16 protein-coding genes are annotated in these 18,712 nt (G+C 28.2%); 12 read left to right on the plus strand and 4 right to left on the minus strand.

From position 1 onward, the window contains the following. Nucleotides 1–17: 17 nt before the first annotated feature. Together yidC and proC are read left to right on the plus strand one after the other, a co-directional pair. Nucleotides 18–1,919, plus strand: a complete 1,902-nt coding sequence (gene yidC / locus LXD69_RS12170; protein WP_045966725.1) for a membrane protein insertase YidC — start codon at nt 18–20, stop codon at nt 1,917–1,919. A gap of 46 nt (nt 1,920–1,965) precedes the next feature. Then, a complete protein-coding gene (gene proC / locus LXD69_RS12175; protein ID WP_045966726.1) occupies nt 1,966–2,775 on the plus strand; it encodes a pyrroline-5-carboxylate reductase in 810 nt (269 codons plus the stop codon). Between the two features lie 49 nt (nt 2,776–2,824). On the opposite strand, the gene LXD69_RS12180 is transcribed toward proC, so the two are convergent. After that, nucleotides 2,825–3,826 carry a fasciclin domain-containing protein gene (locus LXD69_RS12180; protein WP_246915622.1) on the minus strand — a complete coding sequence of 334 codons (1,002 nt, stop codon included), beginning with the start codon at nt 3,824–3,826 and terminating at the stop codon, nt 2,825–2,827. A gap of 122 nt (nt 3,827–3,948) precedes the next feature. On the opposite strand from LXD69_RS12180, the gene LXD69_RS12185 reads away from it, so the two are divergent. Genes LXD69_RS12185 through LXD69_RS12225 form a run of 9 tightly spaced genes read left to right on the plus strand, consistent with a single transcriptional unit; the run spans nt 3,949 to nt 12,848 of the window. Beyond that, entirely contained in the window at nt 3,949–4,719 is a 771-nt protein-coding gene (locus LXD69_RS12185; RefSeq protein WP_246915623.1) for a toxin-antitoxin system YwqK family antitoxin, read from the plus strand. A 9-nt stretch (nt 4,720–4,728) separates the two neighbouring features. Next, nucleotides 4,729–5,916: a tRNA 2-thiouridine(34) synthase MnmA gene (gene mnmA, locus LXD69_RS12190; RefSeq protein WP_045966729.1), complete on the plus strand. Its 1,188-nt coding sequence runs from the start codon at nt 4,729–4,731 to the stop codon at nt 5,914–5,916. A gap of 8 nt (nt 5,917–5,924) precedes the next feature. Then, entirely contained in the window at nt 5,925–6,860 is a 936-nt protein-coding gene (locus tag LXD69_RS12195; RefSeq protein ID WP_246915624.1) for a calcium/sodium antiporter, read from the plus strand. Between the two features lie 52 nt (nt 6,861–6,912). Further along, nucleotides 6,913–8,526, plus strand: coding sequence for a S8 family serine peptidase (locus LXD69_RS12200; protein WP_246915625.1), 1,614 nt, complete (start codon nt 6,913–6,915; stop codon nt 8,524–8,526). Next, the gene (locus LXD69_RS12205; protein WP_045966733.1) at nt 8,526–9,470 is read left to right on the plus strand and encodes an NAD(P)H-dependent flavin oxidoreductase; all 945 of its coding nucleotides are present in this window, start codon (nt 8,526–8,528) and stop codon (nt 9,468–9,470) included. The genes LXD69_RS12200 and LXD69_RS12205 overlap by 1 nt, the downstream gene beginning before the upstream one ends. Before the next feature lie 9 nt (nt 9,471–9,479). Then, nucleotides 9,480–9,890 carry a hypothetical protein gene (locus LXD69_RS12210; RefSeq protein WP_045966735.1) on the plus strand — a complete coding sequence of 137 codons (411 nt, stop codon included), beginning with the start codon at nt 9,480–9,482 and terminating at the stop codon, nt 9,888–9,890. A gap of 60 nt (nt 9,891–9,950) precedes the next feature. Continuing rightward, nucleotides 9,951–11,558 (plus strand): alkaline phosphatase PafA, encoded by a 1,608-nt coding sequence (gene pafA, locus LXD69_RS12215; RefSeq protein ID WP_246915626.1) that lies wholly within the window; start codon nt 9,951–9,953, stop codon nt 11,556–11,558. Then, nucleotides 11,559–12,200 carry a hypothetical protein gene (locus LXD69_RS12220; protein ID WP_045966739.1) on the plus strand — a complete coding sequence of 214 codons (642 nt, stop codon included), beginning with the start codon at nt 11,559–11,561 and terminating at the stop codon, nt 12,198–12,200. Next, a complete protein-coding gene (locus LXD69_RS12225) occupies nt 12,201–12,848 on the plus strand; it encodes a tetratricopeptide repeat protein (RefSeq protein ID WP_246915627.1) in 648 nt (215 codons plus the stop codon). A 15-nt stretch (nt 12,849–12,863) separates the two neighbouring features. Here the strand turns inward: LXD69_RS12225 and lysA are convergent, their stop codons facing one another. Beyond that, nucleotides 12,864–14,090, minus strand: a complete 1,227-nt coding sequence (gene lysA / locus LXD69_RS12230) for a diaminopimelate decarboxylase (RefSeq protein WP_045966742.1) — start codon at nt 14,088–14,090, stop codon at nt 12,864–12,866. A gap of 233 nt (nt 14,091–14,323) precedes the next feature. Here lysA and sucC point away from each other — a divergent pair, with 233 nt between their 5' ends. Beyond that, the gene (gene sucC / locus LXD69_RS12235) at nt 14,324–15,517 is read left to right on the plus strand and encodes an ADP-forming succinate--CoA ligase subunit beta (RefSeq protein WP_045966744.1); all 1,194 of its coding nucleotides are present in this window, start codon (nt 14,324–14,326) and stop codon (nt 15,515–15,517) included. 97 nt (nt 15,518–15,614) lie between these two features. On the opposite strand, the gene LXD69_RS12240 is transcribed toward sucC, so the two are convergent. Beyond that, on the minus strand, nt 15,615–16,016 hold the full coding sequence (locus LXD69_RS12240; protein ID WP_246915628.1) for a hypothetical protein: 402 nt from the start codon (nt 16,014–16,016) through the stop codon (nt 15,615–15,617). A gap of 396 nt (nt 16,017–16,412) precedes the next feature. Beyond that, complete coding sequence (locus LXD69_RS12245; RefSeq protein ID WP_246915629.1) at nt 16,413–18,584, minus strand: peptidase domain-containing ABC transporter; 2,172 nt, start codon at nt 18,582–18,584, stop codon at nt 16,413–16,415. Nucleotides 18,585–18,712: the final 128 nt, after the last annotated feature.

Here is an 18,712-nt window from a genome sequence, read left to right on the forward strand (position 1 = left end):
ACTGAATACTATTTTAAATGGAAGAAAAAAAGTTTGATTTTAAATCAATTATCGGATTTGTATTAATCTCTGGAGTTTTAATGTGGATGATGTATTCAAATACACCAACTGCTGAAGAATTAAAGGAAAAAGAAAAATTAGAACAAGCAAAGAAAGAGCAAAAACAAGAAGTTGAAACAATTGCAGACAAAGCCATTGAAACAATTTCTTCTGGAACGGATTCATTATCGCAAGCAAAAGCAAAAGAAACACTAGGATCATTTGCTTATTCAGCTACTTTGCCTTCAGCAAAAAACGATTTTACAGAAATTAAAAACGATGTTCTTTCCTTAAAAATAGCAAATAAAGGTGGATATATTGTAGAAGCTACAGTACTAGGATTTGATCAATTTGAACAAGATTCAAAAAAACCAATTAAACTTATACAAGAAAATAATGCTAATTTTGACTTAGCAATTAGCACAGCAGATAATCGTGTGTTACATACAAAAGATTTATTCTTTGAGCCTAAACTCTCAAAAGAAGGAGAAAATCAAGTAGTAACAATGCGTTTAAAAGCAGGTCCAAATCAATTTTTAGAATATAGATATGTTTTAAAACCAGGAGAATACATGTTAGATTTTGCAATTCGCTCGCAAGGTTTAGAAAATGTAATCAATCCATCAAAAGCTATTGATTTAGAATGGCAATTAAAATCATATCGTAATGAAAAAAGTATTTCTTACGAAAACAGATATACAGAATTAGTTTTTGAATATGAAAACGGAAAAGATGATTATTTAAATGCAGCAAAAGATTCAGAAGATGAAGCAATTGACGTTTCTTATATAGCTTTTAAACAACATTTATTCACGTCAATTCTTTTAACAGATACGCCTTTCAAAACAGCAAAATTCAAATCAGATAATTTAGTAGAAGACACAGAAAAAGATACTATTTTTACAAAGAATTTTGTAGCTCAATTACCATTAGAAGTTAAAAATGGAGCTGTAAACTATAATATGAATTGGTATTATGGACCATCTAAATACGATATTTTAAATAAATATGATAAAAATTTAGATGAAATAATGCCATTAGGTTGGGGAATTTTCGGATGGATAAACCGTTATATTTTTATTCCAGTATTTGGATTTATTAGCGGATTTTTACCATTTGGTATTGCAATCATTGTTTTTACTATTTTAGTACGTATAGCAATGTCACCTGTTACATATAAATCTTATGTTTCTCAAGCTAAAATGAAGGTTTTACGACCAGAAATTGCAGAATTGAATGAAAAATTCAAAGACAATGCAATGAAGAAACAACAAGAAACAATGAAATTATATTCAAAAGCAGGAGTAAACCCTATGGCAGGATGTTTACCAGCATTAATGCAAATGCCTGTTTTCTATGCATTGTTTCAGTTCTTCCCATCTATGTTTGATTTAAGACAACAAGGATTCCTTTGGGCAGATGATTTATCTTCGTATGATGCTATTTTAACTTGGAAACAACATATTCCAGTTATTACATTCATTACAGGAAATCATATAAGTTTGTTTGCATTATTAGCAGCTATAGCAATTTTCTTTTATATGAAAATGACAACAGGAGATCAGCAAATGAGCGCACCTACACAAGAAGGAATGCCTGATATGGGGAAAATAATGAAAGTAATGCTCTATATTTCACCATTAATGATGTTGTTCTTCTTTAATAGCTACGCATCTGGTTTATCATTATATTATTTTGTGTCAAATTTAATTACTATTGGAATTATGTTAGTAATTAAAAATTACATTGTAAAAGAAGATAAAATTTTAGCTAAAATTCAAGAAAATAAATCAAAACCCAAAAAGGAAAGTAAGTTCCAAAGAAAAATGAGGGAAATGATGGAACAAGCTGAAGCGCAAAAAAACGCAAATAAAAAATAATTTTGAAAGCCCTGCATATTGCAGGGTTTTTTATTACAAACAAAACATGAAAACACTTATAATAGGTTATGGAAATATGGGACAAACTTACGCGAATAGTTTTGTAAGTTCAGGCTTTGTATCTTCAAAAGATATTTTTATTCTAAGCAGAAGCGAAGTTGATAAGAAACAACGACTTTCAATTGATAAAGCAAATTTTCATCTTATTCCTTCATTCATTACTTTTGATGTTGATATTATTATTTTAGCTGTTAAACCTCAAGATTTTAATGATTTAGTAATAAATATTAAACCTTTTATAAAAGAAGAACACGTTATTCTATCTGTTATGGCAGGAATTACAATAGAGACAATTCAAAATAAATTGAACTGTAAGAAAGTAGTGCGATCAATGCCTAATATTCCAACTCAAATTGGCTTAGGAATGACTGTTTTTTCAGCCTCATCAAACGTTGATAGAAAGGAACTTTTCATTATTCAAAATTTAATAAATACTACAGGTAAATCAATTTATATTGAAAAAGAAGAAATGTTAAATGCAGCTACAGCAGTTTCAGGAAGTGGACCAGCTTATGTTTTTTATTTTATGAATGCTATGATTCAAGCAGCAATTGAATTAGGTTTTACACAATCGGAAGCAGAGTTCTTAGTAAATCAAACATTTATAGGAGCTGTTCAATTGCAAAATCGAAGTAAAATTGAATTAAAAGAATGGATTGTTAAAGTTTCATCTAAAGGAGGAACTACCGAAGCGGCTTTAGAAATTTTTAATCAAAATAAAATTCAAAATAATATTCAAAAAGGAATTAAATCAGCAAATAAAAGAGCGGAAGAACTTGGGAAAAATCAAGCATAAAAAAATCTCGATTTAGATTCTAAATCGAGATTTTTTCATTTTTCATACATTATAAATTTGGCTGTAATACTTTGTCAATTGTATGAATAATTCCATTTGAGCATTGTATATTAACAGGAGCTATAATATTAGCTTGTGTTGTAGCCTGATCTGTTATTTTAGGAATAGAAGGCTCGCTTAAATCAATTGTAATATCTTGTGATGGATCAGTAATCATAGATATTACTTGTTCGTCAGTTAAAGATGTAGATAATATATTTCCAAGTGAAGTAACATGATATTGTAAAATTGTAGAAACTTGAGATGGAGTTGCTCCAACCGCAAAGCCACTTCCAGTTGTAGCAGTTGTAAAGGCATCATTTGTAGGAGCAAATATTGTTAAAGGTATTGTGTTTTCTGTTAAAGCATTTGAAACAGCACTTTGATCTCCAAATCCATTTCCATTGCTATCTGTGCTTGTTACAGCAGTTGCTAAAGTAGAAAATGTTGGATTTGCCTTTATATGATCAATTATAGTTGCTAAATTTATTATTTTATCAACTTCATGAATAACACCATTTGAAGCTAAAATATCAGTTCTTATAATCATTGAAATTCCATTTATCTTTGTGTTTTCTCCGTTCTCTCCAGTATCAAGATATAAACTTAAATTATTTGTAGAAGAAGCAAAACCTTTGGCTAATGAATTTATATAACCTGTTGTAAATGTTGTTGAAAGCATTTTTTCATTAGCAACATGATTTAATATTATTTCTTTTAATGTGTTAACAGGTATATCATTTATGGAAGAAAAACCGTTATCTAGTAAAAAAGTATCAAAAGCATCATTTGTAGGAGCAAAAAAAGTAAAAGGCCCATTTTGGTCTAATGTTTGTGTTAAACCAGTTTTGTCTAAAGCTTCAATTAACGTGCTGAATTGAGGGTTTTTAGATGTGATCGCTGAAATACTATTTCTAACAGGTGTAACAATGTCATCATCAGAGCAAGAAAACATCATTATAAATGTTATAGCGATTAAAGTTAATTTGATTAATTTTGCAAAGTTTTTCATAGTAATTCAATTGTTTAAGCAAATCTAAAAATATTAAATAAAAAAAAGCTATTTAATGTATAAAAGAGTGTGTCAAATATAGTTTATACTTTCACATTCTAAACCAATAAAAATATAGATAAATGTTAATAAAAAAAATAATTTCCAGTTTTATCCTTCTTATATGTTGTTTTACAACTTTTTCTCAAGAAGAAATAAACAAATTTGATGATAAAGGTAACCGCCATGGCTTGTGGAAAGGAAATCATGAAAAATCTAAAAGACCACGATATGAAGGTAGCTTTAATCATGGAAAAGAAATAGGAGTTTTTAATTATTTTGATGATACTAAAGAAGGAACAATCATTGCTACACGCGATTTCTCTAAAGGAGATGGTTCATGTTATGTTATTTTTTACAATCAGAAGAAAGATAAAGTTAGCGAAGGGAAATTAGTAAATAAAGTGCCAGAAGGAGAATGGAAATACTATCATTTTGAAAGTAAACAGTTGATGACAATTGAAAACTATAAATCAGGAAAATTAAACGGTAAAAAGAAAATTTTTTATAAAGATGGAAGTTTAGCAGAAGAATCAAATTATTTAGATGGAAAATTAGAAGGAATTTATAAAAAGTATGCAGAAAATGAGACCATTTTAGAAGAAACAAATTATAAAAAAGGACAATTGAATGGTGTTGCAATTTATTATGATGGAGAAGGGAAGATAAGTTTGAAAGGACAATACAAGAATGATAAAAAATGGGGATATTGGGAAACATATGAAAACGGAAAATTAAGCAAGAAAGAAAAAATATCAAAGGATACCAGAAAGACTTTTAAATTAAAAAGTGGCGATGATGGAAAATTATATCCTTCAGATTTGAAAGTGAAAAATGAAAGTGAAAAAAAATAATTTAAAAAGATGAAAAGAGTAGTAGTAGGACTTTCAGGAGGAGTAGATTCTAGTGTAGCAGCATATTTATTACAAGAACAAGGATATGAAGTAATAGGACTTTTTATGAAAAATTGGCACGATGATTCAGTGACCATTTCAAATGAATGTCCATGGTTAGAAGATAGTAATGATGCACTTTTAGTTGCTGAAAAGCTAGGAATACCTTTTCAAACAGTAGATTTATCAGAAGAATACAAAGAAAAAATTGTTGATTACATGTTCAAAGAGTATGAACAAGGAAGAACACCAAATCCAGATGTATTATGCAATAGAGAAATTAAATTTGATGTATTCATGAAAATTGCAATGTCATTAGGAGCTGATTATGTAGCAACAGGACATTACTGTAGAAAAGGAATTATAGAAAATAATGGAGAAGAAGTATATCAATTATTAGCAGGAAAAGACGACAATAAAGACCAATCTTATTTCTTATGTCAGTTGTCACAAGAACAACTATCAAAAGCATTATTTCCTATTGGTGAATTAACAAAACCTGAAGTAAGAGAAATTGCAGCTAAATTAGACTTGATTACAGCAGAAAAGAAAGATTCACAAGGACTTTGCTTTATTGGGAAAGTACGTTTACCAGAATTTTTACAGCAAAAATTACAACCAAAAGAAGGAATAATCATAGAAGTATCATCAGATGCCGATATTTTTAATGAAACGACTATGAAATTTTCAAATGAAGAAGAAGCATTTGCATTCGAATCGAGAAATAGAGATTACACGAATGAAAGAGGAAAAGTAGTAGGAAAACACCAAGGTGCTCACTATTTTACAAAAGGACAAAGAAAAGGATTAAATGTAGGAGGAACAAAAGAAGCACTATTTGTTATTGAAACAGATGTTGAAAAAAACATTATTTATACAGGTCAAGGAAGCAGTCATCCAGGATTATATAAAAAAGCATTATTCATCAAAAACGAAGAAGTACATTGGATACGAGAAGACCTTTCTTTACAACCTAATGAAACAATGGAAGTAATGGCTCGTATTCGTTATCGACAACCTTTACAAAAAGCGACATTACATCAATTTGAAAATGGAATGTATGTTGTGTTTAATGAACCTCAATCAGCAATTACTGAAGGACAATTTGTAGCTTGGCACAAAGATGACGAAGTTTTAGGTAGTGGTGTAATTTCTTAAATTTTTATATGAACGTATTATTTATTATTGTAGGACTAGTATTATTAGTCGTGGGAGGAAATTGGTTATTAAAATCATCAGTAGGACTTTCCTTACGACTTAATATATCTAAAATTATCGTTGGTTTAACCGTTGTTTCATTTGCAACTTCTGCACCAGAAATGATCGTGAGTGTTCAAGCAGCATTAGATGGTTTCCCAGATATTGCATTAGGAAATGTTATCGGATCAAACATTGGAAATATAGGTTTAGTATTAGGAGTTGTTTTATTGATTAATACCATTCAAGTTGATAATAGTTTTTATGTTACCGATTGGCCTACAAAAATGCTTGCTTCAACACTATTATTCATTTTTTTAATAATTGATGGAGGTTTAACACGTATTGATGGTTTAATATTTATTTTTGTTTTAGCTATATTTCTAATAATATTGATAAAGAAGAACAAAAGAGTACAGGTAGAGCTAGAAGTTTCAGAAGAAGAAAACATGCCATATCTGAAAATTATTGGATTTCTTGCTTTAGGAGGTGTAGCATTATGGGGTGGTTCTGAACTTTTAGTAAAAGGAGCTGTTAATTTGGCGGAAAATGTAGGAGTAAGTAAACGAGTAATTGCTGTAACAGTAGTTTCAATAGGAACAAGTATTCCAGAATTAGCATCATCAATAATTGCTGCAATTAAAAAAGAAAATGATATTTCAATTGGAAATATCATAGGATCAAATATTTTTAATATACTAAGCGTGTTAGGTGTTACGGCAATAATTAAACCTATTGAAAAAGTAGATGTAAGAATTGTTGAACAAGATATTTATTGGATGTTAGGTTTCGCATTTATTTTATTGCCACTAGTAATATTTCCTAAGCGTGGAAGTTTAAGCTTTAAAGAAGGTATTTTATTATTAATAGCTTATGGTACCTTTTTATATTTTACAGTTATTTAGCAATCTAATGCTCAGATTTTCATATATTTGATTGTGAATAATATATGTAAACATGAATATAAAATTACAATTACTATTTGTTTTTTTTACAGGAATAATAATAGCACAAGAAGATGCATGGGTTTATTTTACAGATAAGCCTGATGCATCTTATTATATGAATAATCCACTTGAAATGCTTTCTCAAAGAGCATTAGATAGAAGAACAAACCAAAATATTCAATTAGACGATTTAGATATCCCTATTTCAATAACATATATAAATGAAATTGAAAATACTTCAGGAATCTCGGTTTTAGCCAAGTCAAAATGGTTAAATGCATTACATATTAGAGGAATACAAACAGATATTCAAGCGCTAACAAATTATAACTTTGTAGATCATATTCAGTTTGCAAATCATACATTAAATCCATCAAATAGATCGTCAAATGCTCAAAGAGCGAATAATACTTATGATAAATTTGAAGTCTTAGCAGATTTTAATTACGGGAACTCAAATAATCAAATTCAAATGTTAAACGGACATTTACTACACGAACAAGATTATACAGGTCAAGGAAAAATAATTGCTATTCTTGATGCTGGATTTCCAGGAGTTAATACTGCACAACCATTTCAAAGACTTTTTGATAATAATTTAATTTTAGGAGGATACAATTTTCCTGATAGAGATACAAATATTTATACTAGACACTATCATGGGACAAATGTACTTTCTACAATGGGAGGATTTTCTGATGGAGAACTTGTAGGAACAGCTCCTGATGCTCAATATTATTTGTTTATTACAGAAGATTCAACATCAGAAAATCCTGTTGAAGAATCGTATTGGGTAGAAGCGCTAGAAATGGCTGATAGTTTAGGAGTTGACATAGTAAACTCATCATTAGGCTATACTAATTATGACAACATAAATTATAGTTATGATTACTCAAAACGCAATGGTGAAATAGGATTTGCATCTCGTGGTGCTTCTTTAGCTATGTCAAAAGGAATTGTTTGTGTAGTGAGCGCAGGTAATGACGGAAATAAACAAGAAAAGCATATTAGTATTCCTGCTGATGCAGAGAATATATTAGCAGTAGGAGCAGTGACTAATACAGAAAGTTACGCTTCCTTTAGTTCAATTGGAACTTCATTTGATGGAAGAGTAAAACCCGATGTATGTGCTAAAGGGCAAGGAGTAACAATAAGTAATCCGTCGGGAAATATACTTTCTAATGGAAATGGAACTTCTTTTGCTAGCCCTATTTTGGCAGGAATGATTGCTTCATTTTGGTCTGCTGTTCCAAATTTAACAGCATCTCAAGTTATAAAATATGTAAAAGAGTCAGCCGATCAATTCTCAACACCAGATCAATACAAAGGATACGGAGTTCCAGACTTTCAGTTAGCAATTACAAATGTACTATCATCTCAAAACGTAACTCTTTCTGTTATTTCAATTTATCCAAATCCATTTACTAATGTATTGAAGATTAAACAAAATAAAAATGTAATAGGAAAGTTTGTTTTGTATAATAATTTGGGAATGAAAGTTTTAGATGTTAATGTTATTAATGACGAACAAGATATTCAATTAGAAACATTATCATCAGGAATTTATCTCTATGATTTTTCTTCTAATAATATTAACTTGCAAGGAAAATTAATCAAACAATAATGAATAAAATCACACAACTTTTCAATATAAAATATCCAATAATACAAGGAGGAATGATATGGAACAGTGGCTATAAATTAGCAAGTGCTGTTAGTAATGCAGGAGGATTAGGGTTAATTGGAGCAGGATCAATGTATCCTGATGTTTTAAGAGAACATATTCAAAAATGTAAAAAAGCAACCAATAAACCTTTTGGCATAAATGTTCCAATGTTATATCCAAACATTGAAGAAATTATGCAAATTATAATAGAAGAAGGAGTTAAAATAGTATTTACTTCGGCTGGAAATCCTAAAACATGGACTTCATTTTTAAAAGAAAATAATATTACAGTTGTACATGTTGTAAGTAGCTCAAAGTTTGCACTAAAAGCGCAAGAAGCAGGAGTTGATGCAGTTGTTGCTGAAGGATTTGAAGCAGGAGGACACAATGGAAGAGAAGAAACGACTACATTAACATTAATTCCTATGGTGAGAGAAAAAATTTCTATACCATTAATTGCTGCGGGAGGAATAGCAACAGGAAGAGGAATGTTGGCCGCTATGACATTAGGAGCAGATGGAGTTCAAATGGGAAGTAGATTTGCAGCTTCAATAGAATCTAGTTCACATGACAATTTTAAAAATACAATCATAGAAACAAACGAAGGAGATACTGTATTAACATTGAAAGAATTAGCTCCAGTACGTTTAATAAAGAATAAATTTTTCAATGAAGTTCAAGAATTATATGCTAAATGTCCAACTCCAGAAGAATTGAAAACATTATTAGGAAGAGCAAGAGCAAAAAGAGGGATGTTTGAAGGGGATTTAGAAGATGGAGAATTAGAAATCGGACAAATAGCTGGATTAATTCATGATATTTTACCTGTTGAAACTATTGTTGATAATGTAATGAGTGAATTTCGTCTTGCAAAAAAAGAAATAAGTAATTTTGATTTTTAAATTATCCAGATGAAATTATTAAAATATATAGTCTTCGTAGTATTATTTTCTGTAAATTTTTTAAATGCACAGCAATTTAATTTTAAAACCACATCTTTATCTGTTCTTCAAAAAAATAGAAATGGTGATTGGGGAAAATGGACAACACCAAAACCAACAAATATTATCGTAAAGTTAGATTATGAAAAGAATAAAATTGTAATCTATTCAAGCGAAATCCAACACTATAGAATCGTAGAATATCTTCCAAAAGAAACTTCAAAAACAGATGAAATCAATTCTTATTTATGTAAAAATATAGAAAGTATTCCTGTGAAAATTTCATTTATTGTACGAAAAGATTTGAAAAATAAAACACAATTATACGTTTATAATGAAGACTTTATCTTTTGTTATGATATAGTTGAAATGATAGAGTAACGTTTACTTTATATAACTTTACACAAAATTTAATTCCCAAAATATTTATACTTTTTAATTATGAAAAAGTTTTTAGTATTTCTTGCATTCACTTATTTATCATGTATCAATGCACAAGAGAAACCCAAACTTGTTGTTGGTATTGTAGTTGACCAAATGAAAATGGAATATTTATATCGATTTTCAAATGATTTTTCAGAAAATGGATTCAAACGTTTAATGAACAAAGGATTTACTTTTCATAATATGCACTATAATTATATGCCTACATACACTGGTCCAGGTCATGCAGCTGTTTACACAGGAACAACACCAAGTGTAAATGGAATTGTAGGAAATACATGGTTTAATAAAGCCATTGGAAAAGATATGTATTGTACTGATGATGCAGATGTAATTACTATTGGAAATGGAACAGAAAGTGAAGGGAAAATGTCTCCAAAAAATTTATTAAGTACAACCATCACTGACGAGCTAAAATTGTCAACTAATTTCAAAGGAAAAGTAATTGGAATAAGTTTAAAAGATAGAGGAGCAATTCTTCCGGCCGGACATTTTGCAGATTGGGCATTTTGGTACAGTAAAACCGGTTCTTTTATTTCAAGTACTTTTTATGGTACTACTTTGCCAGATTGGGTTTCTAAATTTAATGAAGAGAAAAACTACGAAAAATATTTAAACACAAAATGGGAATTATTTAAACCTAAAGAAATCTATAATGAAAGTTTAAATGATAATAATCCTTACGAAGGGAAAATGTTTAAAAAAACACCATTTTTTCCATACAACATGAAGGAAATGTATGAAAATAATGATGCAGGTGTTTTACGATCAACACCTTTTGGAAATAATCTATTAGCTGATTTTGCAATGAAAGCTATTGAAAAAGAGAATTTAGGAAAAGATGAAATAACCGATTTTCTAACAGTTAGTTTTTCTTCAACAGATTATATCGGACATCTTTTAGGACCAAGATCTATTGAATTACAAGATGCTTATTTACGCTTAGATCAAACCATTGCTGATTTTTTAGCATATTTAGACAAAACAGTAGGAAAGAATAATTATTTAGTATTTTTAACAGCAGATCACGCAGGAGCAGAAAACGTAACGTATTTAAAAGACAATAAATACGATGTGTCTACTATTAATTCTAGAAAATTTAAAAATGATTTAGAAGCGTTTTCTAAAGAAAAATATGGAGAAAATATTGTTTTAGATTATTCAAATTCAAATATATTTTTCAATAAAGAACTTATAAAGATTAATGATCTTGATTTAGATGAAGTTAAAAAAACATTTAAAGAATTCATATACAAACAAAAATTCATTAGAAGAGTATACACAGACGATGAAATTCTAAATTCTTCAGGAAGTGATATGTATTTAAAGTTTATCGCAAATGGATATGATCCTATACAAAATGGAGAATTAGTAATCTTAGAAAAGCCAGCATTTTTAGAATATGGTGCAACAGGAACAACTCACGGTTCTCCTTATACTTATGACACACACGTACCACTGTTGTTTTATGGATGGAATATTACGCCAGGAAAATCGTATGATAAAAAAGAAATCACTCAAATTGCACCTACATTAGCTTTAAAATTAAAGATTACTCTTCCAAACGGAACAGAGGCTAAAGTTTTGGAAGAAATATTAGATTAAATGGAATTTGTAACCTATAGAAAATATCCAAATCAAGAATCAGCAATTTATGTAGTAAATCTTCTTAAAAAGAATGATATAGCTAATGAGTTTATTGAAAATAAATCCACATTAGACGCTAATTTTAGTAGTAGTTTATTAGATGAATTTGAAGTGAAAATTGCACAAGAAGATTTTGTTAAAGCAGATGAAATAATAGTAAAAGATTCTGAAGAATATTTAAAAACATTACCGCAAGATTATTATTTGTATTCATTCTCAAATGAAGAACTAAAAGAAATTATTGAAAAAAGAGATGAATGGAATGATTTAGATTATACATTAGCCATCAATCTTTTAAAATCTAGAGGAGTTGAAATAACAGAACAAGAAATATTAGAAGTAAAAAATAAAAGAATTGAGGAATTAAGAAAACCAGAAAAGCGTTCAACTATATGGATTAACGTAGGATATTGTTCTGCAATTCTTGGTGGGTTTTTAGGTTTTGTAATTGGATATTTACTTTTGACACAGAAAAAAACACTTCCTAATGGAGAGCGCATTTTTGCACACACATTAGAAGATAGAAAACACGGAAAAAAAATATTATATTTTGGTATGTTTTTTTTCATGTTTTATATTTTTTATTATTTTGTAGTGTAGATGAAGCTAAAAGTAATTAGAATTTTTGCAATTGGTTTTTTGGTGGTTACTTCTATTAGTATTTTAACAACTTTTATAATATGGATTGTTAGTTTTTCATACGCTTCAAAGTACAATTCTGTTGATTCTATAGAGAAGGATGAAAAATTTTTATATGAAGAAAAAGTTAAGATTTATTCTTTAAAATTGGATAGTTTATTAGAAGTGAATCCTTTACAGGCTGAATTATTTGCAGATAAACTTCATGGTAAATTTAAAAAAGAGTTTGCTTTTTTAAACTATAAAGCACTCTCTTTATATAAACAAAAGAAATATCAAGAAGCTTTAGTAGTTTTGAAAGAGAGTAGGGAAAGTTCTTATTTTAGGTACTTAGAAGATCAAGATTTAAATGCGAATAATATAGCTGCTTGTTTTGAAGTATTAAAAGAATATGATTCTGCGATTGTTTATTATAAAAAAGTGAAAAGAAATGACGTTTTATTTGAATTAGGGAGATGTTATAGTATAATAAAAGAAAAAGATAGCGCTTTATTTTATTATGGGAAGAAACTCGAACAAATTGAAAAGTTCGATAATAAAATCAACTACATTAATGAGATGGATTTTCTTAAATATAAAATAGATTCTATAAAAAAAGCTTCTCATTAAAGAAGCTTTTTTCATTTATACTAGAATGTTTTCATTGAAAACATCGATTTCAACTTGATTACGAAGAATATCTTCAAATGTTTCTCTTTGTCTTATTAGATGTCCTTTTCCGTTTAACCAAAGTACTTCTGCTGGTTTCACTCTAGAATTATAATTAGATGCCATAGAAAAACAATACGCACCTGCATTATGAAAAGATAAAATATCACCTTCATGAATTTCAGAAATTCTTCTATTATTTGCAAAAGTATCTGTTTCACAAATATAACCCACAACAGAGTAGTAACGCTCTTTTCCTTTTGGATTAGAAATATTTTCAATATGATGTTGAGAACCGTAAAGCATTGGTCTAATCAAATGATTAAAACCACTATCAATTCCTGCAAAAACAGTAGAAGTTGTTTGTTTTACTACATTTACTTTCGCTAAAAAATAACCAGCTTCACTGACTAAAAATTTTCCAGGTTCAAAAGCTAATGTTAATGGTCTTCCATATTCTTTTTCAAATGCTAAAAAGCGTTTTGTCAATTTTTTACCAAATTCCTCTACATTCGTTTCAATATCACCTTTTTTGTAAGGTACTTTAAAACCACTACCAAAGTCGATAAATTCTAATTCCTTGAAATTTTTTGCTGTTTCAAATAGAATTTCAGCAGCATATAAAAAGACATCAACATCAAGAATATCAGAACCAGTATGCATGTGAATTCCATTGATATTCATTTTTGTATTTTCAATTATCCTTAGAAGATGAGGCAATTGATGTATAGAAATACCAAATTTACTATCAATATGTCCTACAGATATGTTAGCGTTTCCACCAGCCATTACATGCGGATTTATTCTTACGCAAACAGGTGTTTTTGGGTGTTTTGTTCCAAATTGTTCTAATATAGATAAATTATCAATATTAATTTGAACACCTAGTTCAGCAACTCTTTCAATTTCTTCTAAAGAAACACCATTTGGAGTATACATAATTTCACTAGGATCAAAACCAGCATGTAAACCTAACATTACTTCTTCAAACGAAACGGTATCTAAACCTGAACCAAGGTTTTTTAATACCTTTAATACAGATAAATTTGATAATGCTTTTACAGCATAGTGTATTTTAAACTGCTCAACTTTTGAAAAAGCTTGCGTTAATCTGTTATATTGAGATTCTATTTTCTCAGCATTATAAACATATAATGGAGAGCTATGTTCTTCTACTAATTGTAATAAATCTTGATTTTTCATTCTAATATTTTTTGCAAATTAAAGGTATTTTTACTTTTTACTTCAAAAATAAAACATAATTAAACAAAAAATAACAAATTGTTTTAAATATAACATTTTATTAATGTGTTGTTCAACCAAAATTAGAATATTAGATTGTTATGCTTTTAAATAATACTTAAAAATGTTAGCCAATTAAAAATTAGTTTCCTATTTTTGTGGCACTTTTTAAAAAGAAAAAAACCTATTATATTATGAATTTACACGAATATCAAGGTAAAGAAATATTAGCAAGTTACGGTGTTAGAATACAACGTGGTCATGTTGCAAATAATGCAGAAGAAGCTGTAGCTGCTGCAAAACAATTAACTGCTGAAACAGGAACAGGTTGGCATGTAATTAAAGCACAAATTCACGCTGGTGGTCGTGGAAAAGGTGGTGGTGTTAAATTAGCAAAAAATTTAGATCAAGTTGCAGAAATTGCAGGTCAAATTATTGGTATGGATTTAATTACACCTCAAACTCCTCCTACAGGTAAAAGAGTTCATAAAGTTTTAGTAGCTGAAGATGTTTATTATCCAGGTGAAAGTGAAACGTCTGAATTTTATATGTCTGTTTTGTTAAATAGAGGTAAAGGTAGAAATATGATTATGTATTCTACTGAAGGAGGAATGGATATTGAAGAAGTTGCTGAACATACTCCACATTTAATCTTTACAGAAGAAATTGATCCAGCAGTAGGACTGCAAGGATTTCAAGCAAGAAGAATTGCATTTAACCTTGGTTTATCAGGGAATGCTTTTAAAGAAATGGTGAAATTTGTAGATTCATTATACAAAGCTTATATCGGTTCTGATGCTTCAATGTTTGAAATTAATCCAGTTTTAAAAACATCTGATGATAAAATTATTGCTGTTGATGCAAAAGTGGATTTAGATGACAATGCATTATTCCGTCATAAAGATTTAGCTGATTTACGTGATGTTCGTGAAGAAAATCCAATTGAAGTTGAAGCTAAAGAAGTAGGATTAAACTATGTTGATCTTGATGGAACAGTAGGATGTATGGTTAATGGTGCTGGATTAGCAATGGCAACTATGGATTTAATTAAATATGCAGGTTTTGAACCAGCTAACTTCCTAGATGTAGGAGGAACAGCCGATGCAAAACGTGTTGAAACAGCTTTCCGTATTATCTTAAAAGATCCTAACGTAAAAGCTATTTTAATTAACATCTTTGGTGGAATTGTTCGTTGCGATAGAGTTGCGCAAGGTGTAGTTGATGCATATAAAAACATGGGTGATGCAATTAAAGTGCCAATTATTGTAAGATTACAAGGTACTAATGCTGAAATTGCTAAAGAATTAATTGATAATTCTGGAATGCCAATTTTATCTGCTGTTCAATTTCAAGAAGCAGCTGATCAAGTAAAAGCAGCTTTGTCTTAATAATAAAAAAGAATACATATATAAAATCCCAAGTATAGTACATACTTGGGATTTTTGTATTTTAAATAAGAATGAGATAGTATAATTAATTGTTAATCTATGAACTTATAGAGTAATAAGTATTATTTGTTTGAGTCTGTAACGTAAATAATTTAGTGTCTATATTTTGATTGTATTTATTTAAGAACTCTTTAATTTTATCCTTGAAGTAAGAAGGTACTATATTATCAGCAATTTTATTGAATTCTTTAATACACATATTCTTCCCTATAATATATTGCACATGATTGTCATTATCTAATTTAAAATTTAGGATGATAACATTTTTCTTATTATACCCTTTGATTGCAATTTCATTTTGAACAGTACTATCATATTTAATATTAAAATTATTATAATTATCTGTTACTTTATCTAAATCGAAAGTAATATATAATCCTTCTATAATTTCTCTATCAATTTTAAACCCTATAGTTTTTCCATTATTTTTTATACTCATTTTTAAAGTTCTCATACTTTTCGTATTATATGTTTTATTTAATTTTATAGGTTTAGTTATAAAATTATTGTTTATGACTTAACCTGTACTTCCAAAGTTAAGTTATCATATAACACGAGTCAATACGTATAAATACGTATTTTTAGTGTTTTTTTATACGTATAAATACGTACTTTTTCAAAAACAGGGTCTTTTTTGTGTTTGTAGCGATGTGAAAATTAATAAATAATATGGTGAGAATTAAAAAGATTAACCGTATTATTTATAATTGAGTTAGCTAATAAAATAATATTTTAAAAGCTAAAATAATTGAAAGGACACTAAAAATAGATATAATAATTCCTATTACTGTAAATTTAGGTGAAATTTTTCCAAGGATGTCATTGTTATTTTTCATTATTCTCCTAGTTCTAATTGATTTTTAATTAAGCTATAATATTTCCCTCTTAATTGTATTAATTCATCATGCGTTCCTCGTTCAATTAAGTCTCCATTGTCCAATACAATTATTTGATCAGCATTTTTTACAGTTGATAATCTATGAGCAACAATTATCATGGTTTTATTTTGAAAATAAGAATCTATATTATTAACAATTATTTTTTCATTTTCAGCATCTAATGCATTAGTTGCTTCATCAAAGAATAAATAGTCCGGATTTTTATAGATAGCTCTAGCAATAAACATTCTCTGTTTTTGACCTTGACTTATTCCAACTCCTTCTGGACCAATTATTGTGTTCTCTTTTAATGGAAGTCCATCTACAAATGATTTTATATTTGCTAATTCTAATGCTTTATTGAATTTATTTAGATCGGGTTCTTCGTTTAAAGTAATATTATATTTTATTGTGTCTGAAAAAATAACACTATCTTGAAGAATTACACCGCATTTATTTCGCCATAATTGATTATTTATTTCGTTGATATCGTGTTCGCCAACTTTAATATTACCGTTTTTTTGTTTGTGAAATTTTAATAATAATTTTAGAAGAGATGTTTTTCCGCTTCCACTAACTCCTACAATGGCAGTAGTTTTGTTTTTTGGAATGGTTAAATTAATATTTTTTAAGATAAGTGTTTTGTTGTCATATGAGAAATCAACGTTTTCTAATTGTAAATCTAGAATATTGTTTAATTCATTTATTTCAGATAAATTTTCTTCATCCTTTTTATTGTGAATTTCGTTTAGCCTTTCAAAACTTACTTTTACAAGCTGAAACTGTAAAACAAAATTAATAAATTGACCTATTGGACCATTTAAGCCTCCTAGAATAAACATTATAGACAACATTGTTCCTATTGTTAAACTTCCGTTCATAACGGCTATTGAAGCAAAGAATACAACTAAAATTGTTTGAAAAAAGGTAATAAACCTATAACTCTCATATTTTTGTGTAATTTTTAATTTTTCAATATTGTTAAGATATAAATTCTTTTGAATTTTTTGCCACTGTTCTGTTTTTTGTTTTTCTAGATTATTTAATTTAATTTCCTGTATTGAGGAGATTAATTCATATATTTTATTTTGATCATTAGATTGAAGAGCAAAATTTTTATGATCATTAATTCTTATTTTTTCTAAAAAACTAAAAATCCATATTAACTCTATAATTGTACCGATAACAACGACTAAAAAGATGTTTAAATTAAAGTAAAATAATATTGATGAATATATTAGTATACTAAAGAAAGAGAATATGGTTTGAATTAAATCCTTTGATAAAAAACCTTCAATTCGTTTATGATCTTGTATTCTTTGTATTAAATCACCTATATTTTTTGAATTAAAGAATCGAATGGGTAATTTCATTAATTTAATAAGAAAATCAGAAATGATAGATAAACTAATTCTACTACTTATATGGATAAAGAGCCATGATCTATAAAATTCTAATGATATTTTGCTTATAAAAACAATTACTTGTGCTAATAGAACTAAATATATAAAGTTTAGGTCTTTAAATAACACACCTTTATCTATAATTTTTTGTGTAAAAAAAGGGAAAATAAGTTCTATACAAGAAGATAGTAATAGAGTTAATGAAATTAATACTAATTGTATCTTATGGTTTCTTAAATACTTAGTTACATAATTTAAATTTACTTTTTTCGAGTCTTTAGAATATGTTGTTTTATTGAAAAAAAAATCAGAAGGTTCTAGTAATAATACAATACCTTCTTCTTCATTTTGTGTCCAACCTTTTAAAAATTCTTCTTTTTTATATATTGTTTTCCCAAAAGCTGGGTCAGCAACATAGATTTTATTTTTTTCAATTTTATAAACAACTATAAAATGATTTTGATTCCAAAAAAAAATTGCAGGAAGAGGAATATTCTCTATCACTTTGTCTAAATCTAGTTTTACAATTAAAGTCTTAAAATCAAATTTATTCGCTGTTTTTTCTAAGTCAGCTAGTGATATACCTTGTTTTAAGAGATTTGAATTTATGATAGTTTCATTATCTATTTCAAATGTGTTATTGTAATATTTACCGATCATTTTTAGACAAGCAAAACCGCAGTCTTGACTATCTAATTGTTTAATAAATGGAAATTTTTCTGTCATTTTATTGTTAGGAAGGAAACTTTATAGAAAATCTGTTATATTACTATTTGTATTTTTTAATCAAATGCTTTTTTAATATGTTAAGACGTTTAGTAATATTAAAAATGTTTATGTATGTGATTTACTCA

The sequence above is a fragment of the Flavobacterium sediminilitoris genome (genome assembly GCF_023008245.1).
GTDB classification, from domain to species: domain Bacteria; phylum Bacteroidota; class Bacteroidia; order Flavobacteriales; family Flavobacteriaceae; genus Flavobacterium; species Flavobacterium sediminilitoris.